Genomic DNA, 17,453 nt, shown 5'->3' with positions numbered 1-17,453 from the left:
GCCGCAACCCTGAGACCCGAGCGAAGGCCCGCGGCGGCATCCGGAACGTGGGCCGGGTGCCGCCACGGGGGTCTGGTGTCATCAGCGGCCGACCCGCTGCCTGAGGCATAAGGAACGCCGGTCGAGCACCATTAATAGCACCGTGTGCGCCGGGCGAGAAGGTGCCGGTGAGAGGCCTTCCGTAGACTCTCAGCATGCGCTTCGGAATCGTCATTCTCCCGCAGGATTCGTGGCCGGAGGCCCGCCGTCGCTGGCAGGGGGCTGAGCAGCTCGGCTTCGACCACGCCTGGACCTACGACCACCTGTCCTGGCGGTCGTTGGCCGACCAGCCCTGGCATGCGACCGTCCCGACGCTGACTGCCGCGGCGGTCGTCACCTCGCGGATCCGGCTGGGTACCTACGTCTCATCACCGAACTTCCGGCATCCGGTAACCTTCGCCAAGGAGATCGCCACCCTCGACGACATTGCCGGCGGGCGATTCCTGCTCGGGGTGGGCTCAGGCGGAACCGGGTTCGACGCCACCGTGCTCGGGCAGCCCGAGTACACCCCGAAGCAGCGGTCCGAGCGCTTCGCCGCGTTCGTCACGGCCCTCGACCGGCTGCTGCGCCACGAGGAACCGGGCAGCGGCGGCATCAGCTTCGAGGGGGAGTGGGCGAGGGCGGTCGGCGCGCGAATGGTCGGTGTGCCGGCCCAGGAGCCGCGGGTTCCGTTCGTCATCGCCGCGAACGGGCCCAAAGGGCTGCGCCTCGTCACGACGTTCGGTTCCGGCTGGGTGACGACGGGAGCGGACGGCGTCGTGGGCGAGGACTGGTGGGCGGCGGTAGCCGGCCTCATGCACCGGCTGGAGGACACGGCAGTCGTCGCGGGCAGGGACCCGGCCACCATCGACCGTTACCTGTCCCTCGACAGCGGCGGCTGCTACTCCCTGCAGAGCATCGGAGCGTTCGAGGATGCCGTAGGTCGGGCCGGCGAACTCGGCTTCACCGACGTGATCAGCCACTGGCCGCGAGCGGCCGACATCTACGCCGGAACGGAGGCCGTTCTGCACCGGGCTGCGGCCGTGATCAGCCGGCAGCGCGCCCGGGCCGGAAAATAGTTTGAGAAGAACCGTCCCCGCAGAGCCGGCGCAGAAAAGCTAACATAGACGATCCCCAAAGCAGTCCTCGCTGCCCTCGTGCGCGGTGCAGGGAAGCACTGAGCCTCGCACGGAGTAGCTGCTTGACCTGCCGTGCGGGGGATGCGATTCTGCCATCTTGGCTATGCGAGCACCGGCAACGCCTCTTCGATATTGGGGCACGGTTGATGAACTCGCTTAGAGCATCCAACTCACTAGTTGGGTTATGGCTGGCCTTCCTCACGTTCTTCCTCAAATTCAGCTCGTATTTGCTCTTTCCAGCCGGCCGCGACTGACAAGTACTCAACACTCGCAATTGTCGCCCGATGTTGTTTGTATAAGTCTTCCGCAAGCACGGCTTCATCCACTTCCCTATCGCCGAGGATGGTTATGACGTGAACCCATTCACCCTTTCCCGTGGCGTACTCGTACCAAATGGCGCCTGTTTCCAAGTGGTCGTGGACGACTCGATTCCGCGCGGCGACAGCCTCTTCGATGGCGGAAAGGTGGCGCAATCGAGGATCCCCCTTGCAGCTACTCTGTTCCATTAGAAATCTGATTCTGTCCGGCGGAGTGGCCCTTTTTGATTCAGAATCGGCTTTTGGCACGTTAGCCGATTGGAGCCGGAACTCTTTGAAGAGGGAATCAATGAGTAGCTTCAGGAGCCCTCCAGCGGTCGGTTTCGCATGCGCGGCCTTGATTTCCCTCCGACTCTTGATCCACTCGTCTTCGGACTGACTCGCGGCACGTAGATCCCTGCCGTCTAACAATCGACAAAGCTCAATCAGTACGGTCTCCATCTCATTGCACGGTTACGTCCCTGTGAGTGGTGTGGTTTCCGGCTTCTGAGTGTTGCTTCGTCAACGTGAAGAGCCACCGTGGGATGGTCAGTGAGCACCGATCAAAGAACTCACAAAGGACACCACACGATGGCTCTAGACCAGTCTGCCCTGCTTGACCTGCTGGGAGAACTCAAACTCACCGATGTCACCGACCGAATCCGCGTCGCGACCGAAACTCTCTACCAAGAACTGATCGATGCGGAGGCGACCGCGTTCATCGGCGCCGCCCCGTTCGAACGCTCCGGCGACCGCACCACCCACCGCAACGACACCCGGCCGCGGACGTTGTCGACCACGGCCGGGGATCTTGATTTGAAGATCCCGAAGCTGCGCGTCGGGTCGTTCTTCCCCGCGCTGCTGGAGCGCCGCCGCCGGGTGGACCAGGCCCTGTTCGCGGTCGTGATGGAGGCCTACGTCCACGGCGTCTCGACCCGCAAAGTCGACGACCTGGTCAAGGCCCTCGGCGCTGACACCGGGATCTCCAAGTCGGAAGTGTCCCGGATCTGCGCCGGTCTCGATGCGGAAGTGGCGGAGTTTCGGGATCGGACCCTCGCCGCACAAGACTTCCCCTACGTGTTCCTCGACGCCACCTACTGCAAGGCCCGCGTCGGGCACTGGATCGTCTCCCAAGCAGTCGTCGTCGCGGTCGGCGTGGCCGCCGACGGGCGCCGGGAAGTTCTTGGGTTCGACGTTGGCGACAGTGAAAACGAAGGCTTCTGGACCAGCTTCCTGCGGTCGTTGAAGACCCGAGGCCTGGATGGGGTCAAGCTGGTCATGTCTGACGCCCACACCGGGCTGAAGAAAGCCATCGGGACCGTCTTTCAAGGCGCCGGCTGGCAACGCTGCCGGGTCCACTTCATGCGCAACGTCCTCGCCGTGGTCCCGAAGGGATCGCAGGAGATGGTCGCCTCGATCATCCGCACCATCTTCGCCCAGCCCGACCGCGAACACATCGAGAAGCAGTTCCGCGAGGTCACCACCATGCTCGGCCGCTCGCACCCCAAAGTTGCGGCGATGCTCACCGACGCGCAACCCGACATGCTCGCGTTCACTGCTTTTCCGCGGCGCCACTGGCGACAGATCTGGTCCACGAATCCGTTGGAACGGGTCAACAAGGAGATCAAACGCCGCACCGACGTCGTCGGCGTCTTCCCCAACGCGGCCGCCCTGTTGCGCCTGACCGGGTCGGTGTTGATCGAGCAGCACGATGAATGGGAAGCTGGCGAACGCCGCTACTTCTCCGAAGCCTCCATGCTCGAGCTGGCCACAATGAACAACCCCATCGAAGTCATCGACGAGGCGGTGATTCTCCCAGAACTCGCTGCCGCCTAAACTAAACCAACTGACCCGCACGGTGACGAGGAATTACACCACCCAGCGGGACGTGACCTGGGGGCCATCGGCGCCCGGCGAGAAAACGACTGCATGCGCTGCGTCTGATGCGGTGAGACGGGTCTCGTGCTCCTCAGCGAAGGAGGCGTGTTTGGCGACTGCAGTTATGTCTCTGGTCGCTGTGGAGAAATCGGATCTGTTTCACCTCATAGGACCAACGTCGCCCTTGACGTTCCAGGTAGCAGGATTTTCGAACCAGAAGGCGTTACCGGCGTCTTGGACCGTCGCAGCTCGGCTCTTCCTCGACGCGCTTCACGAGGTCTTCTGATCGATCTGCCTAGTTGGGGTACACCCCAACTAGGCGTCAGCCGCTGGCATTTCATGCCGTCAGAATAGGGTTGAATTCGGATTGGTTGACAGCACTCGATGCGGGTTCATAGAGTTCAACCTGACAGAACAGGCAGGAGAGCCCCGTGGCGGGTCAACGAGTTGGATATGTGCGAGTCAGCACCCTCGATCAGAACACCGTCCGCCAGCTTGATGGCGTCGACGTCGACCGGGTCTTCGAGGACAAGGCGTCGGGGAAGGACCTGAACCGGCCTGAGCTGGAAGAGATGATCAAGTTCGTCAGAGAGGGCGACACCGTGCTCGTGCACTCCATGGATCGCCTTGCCCGTAACCTCGACGACCTCCGCTCGATCGTGCGCCGGCTTACCGCGAAGAAGGTCCGAGTCGAGTTCGTGAAAGAGCAACTCTTCTTCACCGGTGACGACAACGCGATGGCGAACTTGCTCCTTAACGTCATGGGAGCCTTTGCTGAGTTCGAGCGGTCCCTGATCCGTGAACGTCAGCGCGAGGGTATTGCCCTGGCTAAGAAGCGTGGCGTCTACCGCGGCCGCACCCCATCATTGGACGCGGCCCGCGCTGCGGAGCTGCGTGAGAAGGCCGCCTCCGGCGTGCCGAAAGCTGCTCTCGCTCGACACTTTGGGATCAGCCGCGAAACCGTTTACGCCTATCTCCGCGCCGAGGTCTGAAGGATTCTCCGCTGAGGCAGGCACCATGCCTGCAACTGGGGGAGTGGGACGAGTTCGCGGCACCTCGTTTCCTGGCGCGGAGCAGGCGCCAGGGCCAAACGCTGCGCAGGGCGTCGCTGAAGGGCTGGTGCGGCTGGCAAAGTGCAGGACAAATGAAAAACTCCGGGTCCGCCAAGGCGAAGTACCGGAGTTCCCAATTCGTGGCCCAAGTAACATGAGACAGCGGTCATCAAGGGCTTGCGTTTCAATCTTAGCTTGGAGGGCGCCCTATGGCAACGACATCGAGCGAGGGGCCCTGGATAGAGGAATGGCTCAGCCCTGGCCGGTTCTCCACCTACCTCGCGGCCGCCGGCCGATCTCGCTCACGAGCGCTTGAGCTCTATGACTGGAACGCAAAGCTGAGCGCGGCTTTCTTGCACGATTTGAGCCATCTGGAAGTCGGTCTGCGCAATGCGTGCGATCGCCAGCTTGCAGCAGCAACTCTCCCTGGTGACGCGCACTGGACGGATCCGGCCACACTGCTGACATTGTTTCCCGTCGTGATGAGAAAGGACCGGGCCACCGGCCGCTCGCGCGACGTCAACAAGATCGCCCGAGGCAACGTCGAGCGGGCGCGGATCAACGCAGCGACGTCACCACACACGCCGCCAATACCCGGCAAGGTCGTCGCCGAACTCATGTTCGGCTTCTGGACCTACCTCTTCGTGGACGCTCACGAGAAAACCATCTGGGTTCCTCATCTCCACAAAGCCTTCCCACCAGGTACCGACAGAAACCCGCTCAATGACGCATTGGCCGCGCTGCGAGATTTCCGAAACAGAGTGGCTCACCACGAGAACATCCTCAACGGTTCTGAAAGCGAACGGCGCCGAATTGTCTACATCATCCGGTTGCTCTCTGCTGACGCGCTTGCTCACTTCAAAGCCAACAGCGAGGTAGCCACGATCCTGGCTGGCCGACCGTAGGGAAGCTTCTGAGACCAGGGTGCGCCGTCCTGACGCGTCCCCGGGCAGCATTAGCCATCTGATTCTCGGTGTCTCGCAACTAACGATGAGTACGTCGATCCGCTCAGACAGTTGCGAGACATAGTTGTGAGAATCGCGGGTCCGCGATTCTCCGCGGCGCCTGTCATTTTCCATACTCGTCTGCACAAATTTCCGCACTCGTTTGCACAACTCATCCACACCGACGTCGACCCATGCTGTCGTCCCGTATGGGGAACGGCTTCCGGGCTTCTCCTAGACTCGGTCCCGTGACTGGCAATGTGGTTCGGGATGCATACGCCGGTCGGGCGGAGGAATACACGGCACTGCTCGGATCGATAGCTAACACGCACGAATCGGATCAGCGGCTTGTCGCCCAGTGGGCGCGTGACCTGCGGGGCGCGGTCATCGACGCGGGGTGCGGTCCTGGACATTGGACCGATTTCCTCAAGAAGCGTGGTGTCGATGCGGAGGGTATCGATCACGTTCAAGCGTTCATCGGGCAAGCAAGAAAAAGATTTCCGACGGTCCCGTTCCGAGTCGCGTCACTGGGCGATCTCGAGGTCCGAGACGGATACGCAGCTGCAATTCTTGCGTGGTACTCCGTTATCCACCTTTCCCCGGGTGACTTGCCAGCGGTTTTGCGCGAGTTCGCCCGCTGTATTGCCCCTGGAGGCAGCCTCCTCCTCGGATTCTTCGAGGGCGACACCGTCGAGCCGTTTCCGCACGCCGTTACGACCGCCTACTTCTGGCCTATCGGTGAGATGAGCACGCAGCTCGAGGCCGCAGGGTTTCACGTTCACGCGGTGAACACCCGAACCGGTCCGGGCAAGCGGTCCCACGCCGCGATCATCGCCCATCGAATCGATGGTTCAGCGCCCTCAGAAGTTCCGTGCTAGCCACAAGCTCCGATGCCGATTCGTCCAAGGAACTTCAAAGGTCTAAATCTAAACAGCCTGTGTCATAAGCCGAACGCTCTGCGGGACGCGTACGGCTCCACGTGTCGGACTCACGTTTGGCGCAAACCCAGAATCGATGCCACAGAGGAGGGGTGGTTTGGGGCTCTGCTGCCGGATTAGCCTTGGTACAGGTCTGCCATGGCAGTGGCAACGTCCCGCATAACAGCCCGCGCCTCCGGCGGACTCGTGACGCGGAGGTGGGCACCGAATTGCAACAGCTGACGCACGGACTCCACCTGGTCGTAGATCACGGTGATCTCGACTTGTTCGGCATCAGCGGGCTTACTGCTGGCGAGTCGAGAGCCTAGAATCCGTCGAGCGAGGTCAAGCCTGTCCTTCGACAGCGTTGCCATAATTGTGATGCCTCCCCGATTCTCTACCGCCGCACTCAAATCACGGCTGACACTGGCGAGCGTTGCGTTCGGTCGAAGGCGCCGAACCTCTGGCAGGACATCCCAGCCCTCTAATCTTTGGAGCGAGTACAGCCTAGGCACGCGGTCGACGTCGGCTACCAAGTACCAACGGCCGGCCTTCGCCAGAAGACCGTACGGGTCAACGGCGTGCCATGAGGCACCCCGTTCGGCACTTCTCCGATAATGAATCCGCAAACGCCTGCCCGACTCCAGGTTTCTGGCAAGTTCGGCGACGCCGGCGACGCCGGCGACGATTGGCATCGGGCTAAACCATGGAGAGTTGTCGACCACAATCAATTCGGACAACGGCAGTTCCGACTGGCGGCCCAGAGGGCGGCGGGACGCGATCTTCCTTTGGGCGCTGCGCGTCAGTGAATCGATGCCGAGTTGGCGAGCTTGCCCAGGGTCCAAACCCAGCAGCTTCAGCGCACCGACCTCAGCGGGACTGAGTTTGGACACATCCAGCTGTGACCCTGGAAGCAGAACTACGCCTCCATATCGGCCTCGCTCGGCAAACACCGGTACATCTGCTTCCGCCAAAGCCATGACGTCGCGCAGTACCGTCCGGACCGACACTCCCAACTCCTCTGCCAGCTCAAGCGCGGTCATGTGGTGGCGCGTCTGGAGCAGCAACATCATCGAAAGCAGGCGTTGGGACTTCATCTCATTAGTATCGACGGATACCAGACAAGATCTGTCATGTATTGATGAAAGGCTTGGCGTAGCCGAGAACGTCAACCAAGGAGATCCCATGGCAACGCCAAACCTGTTCCTCATCTATGTCACCGATGTCGAGCGCTCCACCCGCTTCTACAGTGACCTTTTCGAGATGGAACCTGTCACCGTTACCCCGCGTTATGTCCCGTTCGAGGTAGCCCCGGGCGTGCTCTTCGCCTTGTGGTCTGGCCGCGGCGACACCGTCACGACGGCGACGCTGCGAACCAGCGAGTTGGGGCTCATGCTGCCGGGGTCAGCATCCGCAGTCGATGACTGCTTCACCGCGTGGACGGCCAAGGGGGCCACTGTCATCGAAGAGCCGCACGAAGACGTCTTCGGGCGCACATTCGTGGTCGCCGACCCGGATGGCAACCTCATTCGTGTCTCCCCGATCGACTGAAACGGAGTACAACGGCAGGCTCCATTGAGCAATTCTGTCCCTGGAAGGCTCGAAGCCCTGACCGGACCGGTCGCCCGGCCCGGCGCGGGTGCACGCGTGAAGTGTCGCCATCTCAACTATTGGCATGCTGGGTGACAGACGCCGCCTGTTCCGGAGGGATGTCCCGAAAGGGGAACGGTTATCGGGGCAACTCATCAGTCAGGTCGAAGTTCATTTGAACACGCGGGCCGTACCCAAGTCCTCGCTGTTGCTCCGCTACTAACAGATTTCGAAGAAAATCAGAATCGGGACCACGCTCGATAAAACCACAGCTCAAGTAGAAGGGGGCGTTCCATGGAACGTCCGCGAACGTTCGCAGGGTGACCCGTTTGCATCCGCGCAGTCTTGATTCGCTCTTGACTGCTTCGACGAGCGCGCGCCCATGTCCGCGGTGCGCCGCTGACGGCCTGACCGATAGCTGCTCGAGATGACCGCTGCCAGGGACTTCGAGGACGTGGGCAAACCCGATCGGGTCCGATCCTGGAATGTCGCTGGCTACGAGGATGAAGCCACTCTGCTGTGATGGCTTCGTATAAGAAGGAGCAGGCCGCCAGCCGACTATCGAGAACACGGTCGCAGTGAGACCGATCAGACGGTTGCCGACCGCGAGGAGGACATTCGCGGACGTGACGTCAGAGATAGAAACGGCGACGACCTCGGCAAGGTCAAGGATCTGCTGATCGACGGCACTGAGCGTCGGGTGCGGTTCCTCGACGTGGCCTCGGGAGGGTTTCTGGGCATCGGCCAGGACATGACTCTCATCCCGGTCGACGCCATCACCGCCATCACGGAGGACGAGGTGCGGATCGGCCAGACCCGCGAGAACGTCGCCGACGCCCCTGCCTACGACCCGGAACTGGTCCGAGAACGCGACACCTACGGCGGCGTTCTGGGCTACTACGGGTACGGGCCATTCTGGGGTTCGGACTATCGGTACCCCGACTATCCGCACTACCGCTAGGCATCCACCGGGGGGTTGCTTCCCTGGGTTGGCGGGCGTAGCGTCAAAAGTGCGAACGAGGTGAAAACCACGATTCGCACAGAAGGGCTCCAGTGGTCACGATCACCGGAGCCTTTCGCCATGTTTGACGAAACCTCGCTGGCTAGTCGAGTGTTGCCGCACTCGCCACGACAGTTGCGGTGACGACCGCGGTCGCCGCGATCGTCAGCGTTGCCGCGGCCAGGAGCATGAGCCGGCGCCGGCCGGCGGGGATGACGATCCGAGCGACGATCATCGCAATGTAGAGAGTGGCTACCGCTATGGCGCCGGTCAGCGCAACGCCTGGCGGTGGGAGCTGCGTCATCGGCATCAGGACTGCAAGAGACACGCCTGTGAAGATGCCGCCGACGATGAGCCAAATCCGTCCGGTCGAGGTAGTCAGAGCTGGCTGACTTCTGATTCTGGTGGGATCTGTGGTCATGGGTGGATCATCCCCCCGGGTTGATGAGAAGGGCAAAGATCGCGGCGCCCGTCCCGCCGAGGTAGAGGACCACTCCAGCGCGGATGCAGAAGGACTTCTGACGGTCCGCTTCCTCCAGGCTGGAACCCAACACGGGGCACCCGGCCCAGGCCAACGAGGCAATGCCAACGACGATGGCGGTGGCACCGACCCACCACACCACGGCCAGCACGGGTGTCGAGTCGCTGGGATGCCATCCGGCAGCAAGCATCCCACCCAGCGGCACGGTTGTCGCGATGATGGTGGCTGCGAACCAGATGGCCCCCGTGAAGTCGATACGCCGCAGCTCCGAAGTCGGGCTGGAGACGTTCTCTGGTGACGACTGCCGATCGGGTTCGGCAGTATCCGGGCGCACCCCTACGGTCACTTTTGGGGAGCCTTTTCGTCGATCGAGTAAGCAGCTTCTTGAGCGCGGTCTTGATCGTGGGATGGTCATATTGGCCCGCTCGGCTTTCACCAGAGATGACGGCGCACCGGTGGAGCTTCTTGAAGTCGCCGTAAGGAAACAGGTAACGACCTCGGGTGCCCTCGGTCTGGTCGGTGTCTTCGCCGAGATGCCATTTTGCGTACTCGGCCATCCCGTGCTTGTCGATGAAGGTGTTGTTCTCATCGGTGCTGGGAGCGTGCTCGCTCCAGTCGTCCCGATCGTCATGAGTGATCTCGCCGCGACGCAGCAACCCCTTCGCGTGGGAGAGGGCTTCCTGATTCAGTTTCACGGACATCCCGATCCTTTCGTCACCTCCGGTCTACGACGATGCTGCCGCGCAGTCAACGGGGTTGCCGACATCCGGCTAGCCGACCGTCATGCCGGGCAGCCGCCTCGAGGAGCCGGTACAGGGCCGCGGATCGTGTGATTCGATGGGTGCCAGTTCGAAACCTGATCTGTCGATCGAGCCTCGACAGGACCCGACACGCGCAGAGACCACTCGCCGAGAGCGAATGGTCAAGCGGGTTGCGGGGCGCCAGCCGTGACGTGAGCTTTATGGAACAAGGCGAACGCCTTGGCCTCACTCCCGGAAGGAAAGTACTGATGACAGATCCGACAATCAACACACCTGGCGGCATCGAGGACGACTTCCCCATCACCGAGGAACCAACTCGCGACGGGGACATCGCCACCGGAGTCAAAGGCGTTCCCGACCAAGATCGTCTCGTCGAGGCAGACGAAGATCTCCAGCCCGACGAGGACGCCACGATCGTGAACGACGGATAGCAGCTACTCATGCACAGTTCGGAAGTACTGGCCGACTGGCCAGACGAATCGCGGGAGGCCGCGCAGTTGGTTGTCGACAAGTACGGTGAACCGCACGAGTCGACCGCTACCCAGCTGACCTGGTTCGCGGTAGGAGAGTGGAAGCGGGTCGTGGCGACGAAAGCATTCTGGGAACACCGGTTTCCAGCACCGCACTACGACTCCGTCGAATCGATCATCGACTACCGGGTGGCCCCGGACCTGTTCAGCGCACTCGCCCAATTCGACGGCAGCGTGGTTGCGCGCCGCACAATGGGCGAACTCTCGGCCACCTGCCACGACGAGGAAGCCAATCGGCTCGCCCTGAACCTCGCGCACGACCTCATCTCTGGTGATCGCGACGTGCCGGATGCCCGCGCCTACTATTCGAAAGAGTTCACCGATGCCCGGCGGAAAGCACCCACTCCGTACATGCAGAAACTGCACTTCACTCCGCAATCGCCCAACCCGGATCCAGATGTACCTACGATCGACGAAGAGGAACTACGCGACGCCGAGGAAGAAGGGCACCCTTCCGCCGGCTCGACAAGCGACCCGCCACCTTAAATGCTGTCACTAGGTGGACAGGCATAAACACGGGAACCAGAGAAACGGCAGTTCGAACCCGCCCTGTAGTATCTAATGCACCGCGAGGTCTGGGGCCGTGTGGGTGAGTTGATCTACGGGCCTGCGCCCGAGCGGATCACGATTGGCGAACGCACTCTCACCCACATCAAGCTTGTTACGCTAGCGAAGCTGCGACGGGGCGAGGCTTTCGCACTCAACTTAACGTTCGACGCCTCGACAGGTGGCGGACGAACCACCGTGTGGTTATCGCCCAACACCTTCATTCAGTTCAGGTTCGATGGCAGCCGCAGACCTGCTGTGAACCGGTCATGGACCGACCAGCTCATGATGTCCGCGAACTCGCCCGAGGGCCTCAGCGTGACCAATGAGCCGACGGACAACTCGTCAGAGCCCGCAAACCCGCCCACTGGCGTAATCACAGTCCCACGCCCGAATCCCTGAAGAACGGACGCACTGACCACGCCTGAAGATTAGTCGGGCGGGTCAGTTTCGTCGGGCGGGTCGGCGGGGCCGCCGGAGGCAGTGTCCTCCTCCGTCTCCGGGGCGTGGTCGGTCGAGGGCCCGTCGTCGTTGCGCTTCATCAGTGGTTGCGCAGCGAGCTAATGAGGTCGGACTTGTTCTTGCCGGAGTAGCCGTGCAGGCCGAACTCTTTGGCGCGTTTGCGCAACTCGGGCACGGTCATATCCTCGTAGTCGCCAGCCTTGCCCCCGCGCCGCGAGACCGCCTTCTGCCCGTCGCGGGCGGCCGCGTTGCTGACGCGGGCGGCTTTCTCCTTGCTGGCCCCATCGTCGCGGAGATCCTCGTAGAGCTTTGGATTCTTGAGACTTCTGTTCCGTTCACCTGGCATGTTTGCGACGCTACGCCGTTGTCAAGGTCGTGCAAGGGGCTTGATTTTGCATCCCATCAGTGAGTGGCTAGAGGTATGGCTGCGCTCATCGACCCCCGCTCCCGCTACAAGTCCGACGGCTTCCCGAAGCAGGAACAGGAGCAGCCCGGGCTCACCGATCGAACCGATCCGTTGCCAGACCACGGCGAGTCTAGCTACCAGGGCTCGGGCCGACTTGAGGGCCGTCGCGCGCTCATCACAGGGGGCGACTCCGGCATTGGACGGGCGGTGGCGATCGCGTTCGCGCGCGAGGGCGCCGACGTCGCGATCGTCCACCTGCCTGAGGAGCAGCACGACGCGGACGAGACCCTCCGCCTCGTCACCGAGGCCGGGCGCGTGGCCGCCTCGATCCCGGGCGACGTGCAGGAGGAGGGCTTCTGCCGTAGCGTCGTCGACCAGACGGTGGAGGCGCTCGGCGGTCTCGACATCGTCGTGCTCAACGCCGCGTACCAGAAGAACCGGGACGGGCTCGAGACGATTCCGACCGAGGAGTTCGACCGCGTCTTCCGCACCAACCTTTACTCGATGATGTGGATCGCCGGGGCAGCGATCCCGCATCTCCAGCCCGGCGCGTCGATCATCTCGACCACGTCGATCCAGGCATTCAACCCGTCCTCGGCGCTCATCGACTACGCGATGACAAAAGCGGCGCAGGTCGCGTTCACGAAGGCACTCGCCGAGCAACTCGGCCCGAAGGGCATCCGTGTGAACGCGGTGGCGCCCGGACCGATCTGGACCCCGCTCATCCCCGCCACCGGCTGGCCCGAAAAGCTGCCGACCTTCGGGCAAGACACCCCACTTGGCCGCGCCGGCCAGCCCGCGGAACTCGCCCCTGCCTACGTGCTGCTCGCCTCCGACGAGGGATCGTACATCTCCGGCGCGGTCCTGCCGGTCACCGGCGGCAAGGGCCTCTAGGCCGTGTTGAATAAGTCGGTGTTGATCCAGATCAACGTGGCGGCGAGCGCATGAGCCCCCGTTGGGGCGGCGGCTACGGCATGCCCAGGCTGGCGTGCAAACGCTGCGTGGGCCACGTATCGTGGGCAGCGTAACTAGGACCAGGAGCCTCACCGGGTTCCTCCGAGGCGACGCACGCCTCCGCCGCGAGTTCGAGTCGCGGTGCGGCGCAAGGGGAATGGAGCGGCTGACATGAGCACCGAGCACGGCATCGTAATCGTCGGAGGCGGGCTCGCGGGGGCCCGGGCGGCCGAGGGCGCGCGCACGGCGGGCTACGAAGGACCCGTGCGCATCATCGCGGCCGAGGACGCGATGCCCTACATCCGTCCGCCGCTGTCGAAGGAGTTCCTCATCGGCACGGGCACCCGCGACGCCATCGACGTGCATCCCGCCGACTGGTACGGCGAGCATCGGGTCCAGGTGTTCCGCGGCATCCGCGCGACGGCGCTCGACCTGTCGGCGCACCGGGTGCGGCTCGACGACGGCCGAAACCTTGGCTACGACCGCCTCCTGCTCGCGACCGGCTCTGCCCCGCGACGGTGGCCGGGCGCCGGTGCCGACCTCAAGGGCGTGCACGTGCTGCGCACGATCGACGACTCGCTCGCGTTGCGCGAGTTGTTCGAGCCGGGCGGTCGCCGCATCGTGCTCATCGGGGCGGGCTGGATCGGGCTGGAGGTCGCCGCCGCAGCGCGCGGGTATGGCAATGAGGTGGCGGTCGTTGCGCCCGGGGCGGTGCCGCTCGAGGCGGCGATCGGGTCGACGGCAGGAGAGGTGTTCGCGCGGTTGCACCGCGAGCACGGCGTCGACTTGCGCCTGTCCACGAAGGTCGAGGGGATCGTCGGCGACGGCGGCCGGGCGACCGGCGTCGCGGTCGAGGGCGATCAGGTCGTGCCGGCCGACGCGGTCGTGGTCGGCATCGGCGCCGTCCCGCTAACCGGGCTCGCCGAGGCGGCCGGCATCGACGTCGAGAACGGAGTCACGACGGATGCCGGGTTCCGCACGAGCGCCGACGATGTCTACGCTGTCGGCGACGTCGCGAGCGTCTACCAGCCGTTCCTCGGCCAGCACCTCCGCACCGAGCACTGGGCGACGGCCGAGAACCAGGGGCCGGCGGCGGGCCGGTCGATGGCGGGGGAGGCGATCGAGTTCGACGAGCCGCCCTACTTCTACACCGACCAGTACGATCTGGGCATGGAGTTCTCGGGCTACGGCCCCCTGATGGCGGGCGTCGAGCCGGTGTTCCGCGGCGACGTGCCCGGGCGCGAGTTCATCGCGTTCTGGCTCGCCGGCGACCGGGTCGTCGCGGGGATGAACGTCAACGTCTGGGACGTCAACGAGCAGGTGCAGCAGTTCATCCGCTCCCGCGCCCGCGTCGACGTCGACCGGCTCGTCGACCCGGCGGTGCCGCTCGACGTCGTGCTGGCCGAAGCCACCGCATGAGCCGCTCCGTGGGAGCCGCGGCTCGCTGCGCGGGCGGTGGGTCGCAATCACATCCGCCTGGAGGCTTGCAAGACGGCAACCGACGGGTTTGAGTAGACCGATGGGTGCGCGCGATGGGGAATCAGGCGAGCCAAGCTCGCCAATGGATGACAGATTCATGGTGGATCGAATTCGCCCTGAACCGCCTGTGTTCGTGAAGGTATCGGATCGAGACCTCGTTACCCTCGCCGATGTGCTGTGCCGTTCGCTCGAGTTCCACTCGATGCTGGTGGCGTCGAAAGTGATGGGCGAGGTTGGTGCGCGTGATCTCTGGCCGGCCGTCATTGAGCGACGAGCTCATTCGCTCCGGCTGTCCGCACCGGGTGCTGACGAAGACGATATGTACCGGATCGCTGCGGAGCAGATCCAGTGCTTTCGCGACGACCACTTCCCCGTCGAGCCGGAGTACGGCGACGACCCAACTGAGGCTGCACGCCGGTGGAACGGTTGTATCGCGTTCTGAGAGCGGAGCAGGTCTGCCCTTCGCGTACGGCGCGAACGACGCCGAGACCGACGACGATGGCGTCGAAGACACCAGCGACGACGTCGGCGGCGTGGTCGTCGAGGACGGCGTCCAGGACTAAGCGGGACCGTGGGCTGGCTCGCACCCGCGAGCCAGCCCACATTCGCGCCAGCACAGAGCCCCTCGAAAAGAGCAACACTATGAGTCGGTCGCCTCGGGCATTCAGGGGAGTGCCACCCATCGGCGCGTTCATCGGCGCGCTCGGCATGGCAGCCGTCGTGGTGAGCGGAGTCGCCATGCGATCTATCTGGCAGGGTCGTCCGACCCCGCCGGACATGTGGTGGCACGACCTGGTGGCCGGGCATCGAATCGCCCCTGCCGAAGCTGCCGCGCAGTTCCTCAACACGTTCGGCGGTACCCTCTCCATGACTGCGGTGACCACCACCATCGTCGTGGCGCTCCTGATCACCCGGCGATGGCGCGAGAGTCTCACCATCGGTCTTACAGTTGCTCTCGCATCAGGGTTATCCACGGTGCTGAAAATCGTGATCGCACGCCCGCGACCTCCCGACGGAGTAGTGGATGTCGGATCGAACTCTTTTCCGTCGGGCCACACCACGACAGCGGCCGCTTATTACCGTCGCCATTGCTATTGCATTCCCGCATCTGTGGACGTGGGCCCTTGCCGTGGTCTGGGTAGTCACCATGGCGTTAAGCAGGACCTACTTGCTGGTGCATTGGCCCACGGACGTGCTCGCCGGCGCGATTCTTGGCGCCGCGACGGCACTGCTTGTCTCCGCCACGGTCACCGCTCATGCACAAGGACACCCACCATCACTCCCAGCACGACTGCTCTCAAAATCAAAGGTCCCAGCCAGAATGGAAACCCCAATCTCGTGACGAAGCATCCCTGACCACTTCCGCACTATCTTGTTCAACCGGGTACTCGAAGTCACCTCAATTGAAGAGCACCGCCGTCACTCCCGCCGTTGAGATCGAACGCGGCGGGCGATAGCCCGATTTAGTCCAGGCGGTCTCGGATCTGCTCCATCTGTTCAATCTCGGAGCGCTGCCCTCCGCTGATTTCCTCGCAAAGCGCGACCAGCTCTGGGTCGCTCAGGGCGGCTTCGCGGCACATGAGGATGGCGCCGGAGTGGTGCGGGATCATGGAGTCGATGAACTGGCGGTCGTCGATGAGTGCCTGTGCGCGGGTTGCCCCGAACGAGCCGACCGCGAGAATAGCGAATATCACCACCATCGCCAGGTTGGCCTTCTTATTCGAGTACATACTGCGCATGGCTAGCAGCATGATGATCCCCATGGGCGCCCACATGGTGACCGTCATGTAGAACATGTTGAGGTTGTTCCGGAAGTCGCCCCACCCGTCGATCATGGTGAACATGGCGGCGTACATAACGACGAAGCTCAGGGCCATCATGATCCAGAACAGCAGGTATGGCCGCGAATGCCCGCCATGCTCGCGGCCGGCCATCTGCACGTGCGGTGTATCGGACATCGGTCTAGCTCCTCTGGTCGCAATCGAATTCCACTGTTAGTCAGCCTCGCGCAGGGCCTGCATCCAGACCACCCCACCGGGCTCGGAGCCTCTGCAGGCCGGTGGTTGGTTCACGCCGACCATCGCATGGCCCAGGCGGCGTTCATGTGTGCACCGCGAGGACGGTCCAGGTTGCACCGGCGTCGTCGGTGATGGCGATCCCGCGGTCGGCCTCCCGCTCGCGGACCTCGAGCAGGAGCACCAGAAGAAGCCACGCCAGCGCGATCAACGCGAGCAGCGCGACCACGATGATCCCGATCACCAACCAGATCACTGCTGTCTCCTCAATTCGTAGACTACATCGCTGTGCAGGGTGAACGTCTTTGTGACGGCGAACCCCTCGCTGCGGAGCATGGCGAGGTCGTAGTCGTCGACCTTCGTCGTGCCGGGCACGCGGTACTCCGTCAGCCAGACCGTGGAGAGGTCGGCGAGCCTGCCCGCGACCTGGTCGGTCGGATAGGCCTCCAGCCGCATCCTGCATGTGCAGTGTGCGCGAAAACGATCGTTTCTGAGCAGCTCTGATGATCCGAACGGGAGCCGCGGAATCGTGGGGGAGTGGCCTGCTCAAAACTCGTTGCCGAAATCAAAGCTGCCGAAACCGCTCTGCCACGGTTTTTGAGCAGTTCCGGTAAGCTGGGAGGAGACTTCAGGAAGGCACGGATGAGCGTCGTATCGACGGCAAGGGCGGCTGAGCAGGCTGCCCGGGAGCGTGCGGTCGAGGATGCGATTCACAGCGGTGAAATGGAAGGCCTCAGCGTCAGTCACGCCTTCGAGAGCGATGCCGCCGAATACGCGCGGGGAGCGATCGACGTCGATGAGTTCGGCCGCCGCGTGCGTGCACGCAACGGCGTTGCCTGAGTTCGCGGACCCTTATCTCGATCCCGAGACCGGGATCCTTCGCAATCTCGTTGGTGCGACGAGCAAGGGTGTCCTCGACGCCAGGGAGGCGGAGCTCACAACCTTCCGTGCCGTTGAGCTGGCTGAGCGGCCGGTGAGGATCACG

General features: G+C 63.4%; 24 protein-coding genes. 15 read left to right on the top strand and 9 right to left on the bottom strand.

Going from position 1 to position 17,453, the window contains the following annotated elements:
- The first annotated feature begins 194 nt into the window (after positions 1 to 194).
- A complete protein-coding gene (locus CXY81_RS15120) occupies positions 195 to 1,097 on the top strand; it encodes an LLM class flavin-dependent oxidoreductase (RefSeq protein WP_104169228.1) in 903 nt (300 codons plus the stop codon).
- Positions 1,098 to 1,339: 242 nt separating this feature from the next.
- Here the strand turns inward: CXY81_RS15120 and CXY81_RS15115 are convergent, their stop codons facing one another.
- Complete coding sequence (locus tag CXY81_RS15115; RefSeq protein ID WP_104195327.1) at positions 1,340 to 1,915, bottom strand: hypothetical protein; 576 nt, start codon at positions 1,913 to 1,915, stop codon at positions 1,340 to 1,342.
- Between the two features lie 129 nt (positions 1,916 to 2,044).
- On the opposite strand from CXY81_RS15115, the gene CXY81_RS15110 reads away from it, so the two are divergent.
- The 4 genes from CXY81_RS15110 (at position 2,045) to CXY81_RS15095 (ending at position 6,205) form a co-directional block, all read left to right on the top strand.
- Positions 2,045 to 3,289: an IS256 family transposase gene (locus tag CXY81_RS15110; RefSeq protein ID WP_104195326.1), complete on the top strand. Its 1,245-nt coding sequence runs from the start codon at positions 2,045 to 2,047 to the stop codon at positions 3,287 to 3,289.
- Positions 3,290 to 3,762: 473 nt separating this feature from the next.
- Positions 3,763 to 4,323, top strand: coding sequence for a recombinase family protein (locus CXY81_RS15105; RefSeq protein WP_104169231.1), 561 nt, complete (start codon positions 3,763 to 3,765; stop codon positions 4,321 to 4,323).
- A gap of 269 nt (positions 4,324 to 4,592) precedes the next feature.
- A complete protein-coding gene (locus CXY81_RS15100) occupies positions 4,593 to 5,288 on the top strand; it encodes an Abi family protein (protein WP_104195325.1) in 696 nt (231 codons plus the stop codon).
- 287 nt (positions 5,289 to 5,575) lie between these two features.
- Positions 5,576 to 6,205, top strand: coding sequence for a bifunctional 2-polyprenyl-6-hydroxyphenol methylase/3-demethylubiquinol 3-O-methyltransferase UbiG (locus CXY81_RS15095; RefSeq protein ID WP_233194204.1), 630 nt, complete (start codon positions 5,576 to 5,578; stop codon positions 6,203 to 6,205).
- Positions 6,206 to 6,381: 176 nt separating this feature from the next.
- Here the strand turns inward: CXY81_RS15095 and CXY81_RS15090 are convergent, their stop codons facing one another.
- A complete protein-coding gene (locus CXY81_RS15090; protein ID WP_104169297.1) occupies positions 6,382 to 7,341 on the bottom strand; it encodes a YafY family protein in 960 nt (319 codons plus the stop codon).
- Positions 7,342 to 7,429: 88 nt separating this feature from the next.
- Here CXY81_RS15090 and CXY81_RS15085 point away from each other — a divergent pair, with 88 nt between their 5' ends.
- Positions 7,430 to 7,795: a VOC family protein gene (locus CXY81_RS15085; protein WP_104195324.1), complete on the top strand. Its 366-nt coding sequence runs from the start codon at positions 7,430 to 7,432 to the stop codon at positions 7,793 to 7,795.
- A gap of 178 nt (positions 7,796 to 7,973) precedes the next feature.
- Here CXY81_RS15085 and CXY81_RS17605 read toward each other — a convergent pair whose 3' ends face one another.
- Positions 7,974 to 8,405, bottom strand: coding sequence for a GNAT family N-acetyltransferase (locus CXY81_RS17605; RefSeq protein WP_158252084.1), 432 nt, complete (start codon positions 8,403 to 8,405; stop codon positions 7,974 to 7,976).
- Between CXY81_RS17605 and CXY81_RS16490 the strand changes: the two genes are divergently transcribed.
- A complete protein-coding gene (locus CXY81_RS16490; RefSeq protein WP_104169299.1) occupies positions 8,367 to 8,795 on the top strand; it encodes a PRC-barrel domain-containing protein in 429 nt (142 codons plus the stop codon). The two genes, CXY81_RS17605 and CXY81_RS16490, sit on opposite strands and share 39 nt — an antisense overlap.
- A 142-nt stretch (positions 8,796 to 8,937) precedes the next feature.
- Here the strand turns inward: CXY81_RS16490 and CXY81_RS15070 are convergent, their stop codons facing one another.
- Both CXY81_RS15070 and CXY81_RS16485 read right to left on the bottom strand, forming a co-directional pair.
- Entirely contained in the window at positions 8,938 to 9,162 is a 225-nt protein-coding gene (locus CXY81_RS15070; protein WP_146067715.1) for a hypothetical protein, read from the bottom strand.
- A 100-nt stretch (positions 9,163 to 9,262) separates the two neighbouring features.
- Complete coding sequence (locus CXY81_RS16485) at positions 9,263 to 9,661, bottom strand: hypothetical protein (protein ID WP_146069011.1); 399 nt, start codon at positions 9,659 to 9,661, stop codon at positions 9,263 to 9,265.
- A gap of 109 nt (positions 9,662 to 9,770) precedes the next feature.
- Between CXY81_RS16485 and CXY81_RS17600 the strand changes: the two genes are divergently transcribed.
- The 3 genes from CXY81_RS17600 (at position 9,771) to CXY81_RS15055 (ending at position 11,092) form a co-directional block, all read left to right on the top strand.
- Entirely contained in the window at positions 9,771 to 10,148 is a 378-nt protein-coding gene (locus tag CXY81_RS17600) for a hypothetical protein (protein ID WP_158252083.1), read from the top strand.
- Positions 10,149 to 10,324: 176 nt separating this feature from the next.
- Positions 10,325 to 10,507: a hypothetical protein gene (locus CXY81_RS15060; protein ID WP_104131159.1), complete on the top strand. Its 183-nt coding sequence runs from the start codon at positions 10,325 to 10,327 to the stop codon at positions 10,505 to 10,507.
- A 9-nt stretch (positions 10,508 to 10,516) separates the two neighbouring features.
- On the top strand, positions 10,517 to 11,092 hold the full coding sequence (locus tag CXY81_RS15055) for a hypothetical protein (RefSeq protein ID WP_104131160.1): 576 nt from the start codon (positions 10,517 to 10,519) through the stop codon (positions 11,090 to 11,092).
- A 601-nt stretch (positions 11,093 to 11,693) separates the two neighbouring features.
- On the opposite strand, the gene CXY81_RS15045 is transcribed toward CXY81_RS15055, so the two are convergent.
- A complete protein-coding gene (locus tag CXY81_RS15045) occupies positions 11,694 to 11,960 on the bottom strand; it encodes a Rho termination factor N-terminal domain-containing protein (RefSeq protein WP_104169303.1) in 267 nt (88 codons plus the stop codon).
- 75 nt (positions 11,961 to 12,035) lie between these two features.
- Here CXY81_RS15045 and CXY81_RS15040 point away from each other — a divergent pair, with 75 nt between their 5' ends.
- The 4 genes from CXY81_RS15040 to CXY81_RS17595 all read left to right on the top strand — a co-directional run bounded on the left by CXY81_RS15040 (position 12,036) and on the right by CXY81_RS17595 (position 15,795).
- Complete coding sequence (locus CXY81_RS15040; RefSeq protein WP_092325317.1) at positions 12,036 to 12,914, top strand: SDR family oxidoreductase; 879 nt, start codon at positions 12,036 to 12,038, stop codon at positions 12,912 to 12,914.
- Between the two features lie 231 nt (positions 12,915 to 13,145).
- Positions 13,146 to 14,393, top strand: a complete 1,248-nt coding sequence (locus CXY81_RS15035; protein WP_104169304.1) for an NAD(P)/FAD-dependent oxidoreductase — start codon at positions 13,146 to 13,148, stop codon at positions 14,391 to 14,393.
- 142 nt (positions 14,394 to 14,535) lie between these two features.
- Complete coding sequence (locus tag CXY81_RS15030) at positions 14,536 to 14,895, top strand: hypothetical protein (protein ID WP_158252082.1); 360 nt, start codon at positions 14,536 to 14,538, stop codon at positions 14,893 to 14,895.
- Between the two features lie 582 nt (positions 14,896 to 15,477).
- Positions 15,478 to 15,795, top strand: coding sequence for a phosphatase PAP2 family protein (locus CXY81_RS17595; protein ID WP_104169306.1), 318 nt, complete (start codon positions 15,478 to 15,480; stop codon positions 15,793 to 15,795).
- Between the two features lie 121 nt (positions 15,796 to 15,916).
- On the opposite strand, the gene CXY81_RS15020 is transcribed toward CXY81_RS17595, so the two are convergent.
- The 3 genes from CXY81_RS15020 to CXY81_RS15015 form a co-directional block, all read right to left on the bottom strand.
- Positions 15,917 to 16,411, bottom strand: coding sequence for a DUF305 domain-containing protein (locus tag CXY81_RS15020; protein ID WP_104169307.1), 495 nt, complete (start codon positions 16,409 to 16,411; stop codon positions 15,917 to 15,919).
- Positions 16,412 to 16,553: 142 nt separating this feature from the next.
- Complete coding sequence (locus tag CXY81_RS16475; RefSeq protein ID WP_158252081.1) at positions 16,554 to 16,724, bottom strand: hypothetical protein; 171 nt, start codon at positions 16,722 to 16,724, stop codon at positions 16,554 to 16,556.
- Positions 16,721 to 16,924: a hypothetical protein gene (locus tag CXY81_RS15015; RefSeq protein WP_104169308.1), complete on the bottom strand. Its 204-nt coding sequence runs from the start codon at positions 16,922 to 16,924 to the stop codon at positions 16,721 to 16,723. The genes CXY81_RS16475 and CXY81_RS15015 overlap by 4 nt, the downstream gene beginning before the upstream one ends.
- Before the next feature lie 186 nt (positions 16,925 to 17,110).
- Here CXY81_RS15015 and CXY81_RS15010 point away from each other — a divergent pair, with 186 nt between their 5' ends.
- Complete coding sequence (locus CXY81_RS15010; protein WP_104169309.1) at positions 17,111 to 17,308, top strand: antitoxin VbhA family protein; 198 nt, start codon at positions 17,111 to 17,113, stop codon at positions 17,306 to 17,308.
- Positions 17,309 to 17,453 lie beyond the last annotated feature (145 nt).

This window comes from Cryobacterium sp. M25, from assembly GCF_002929635.1.
GTDB lineage: Bacteria > Actinomycetota > Actinomycetes > Actinomycetales > Microbacteriaceae > Cryobacterium > Cryobacterium sandaracinum.
This window is presented reverse-complemented; position numbering and strand designations above follow the sequence as displayed.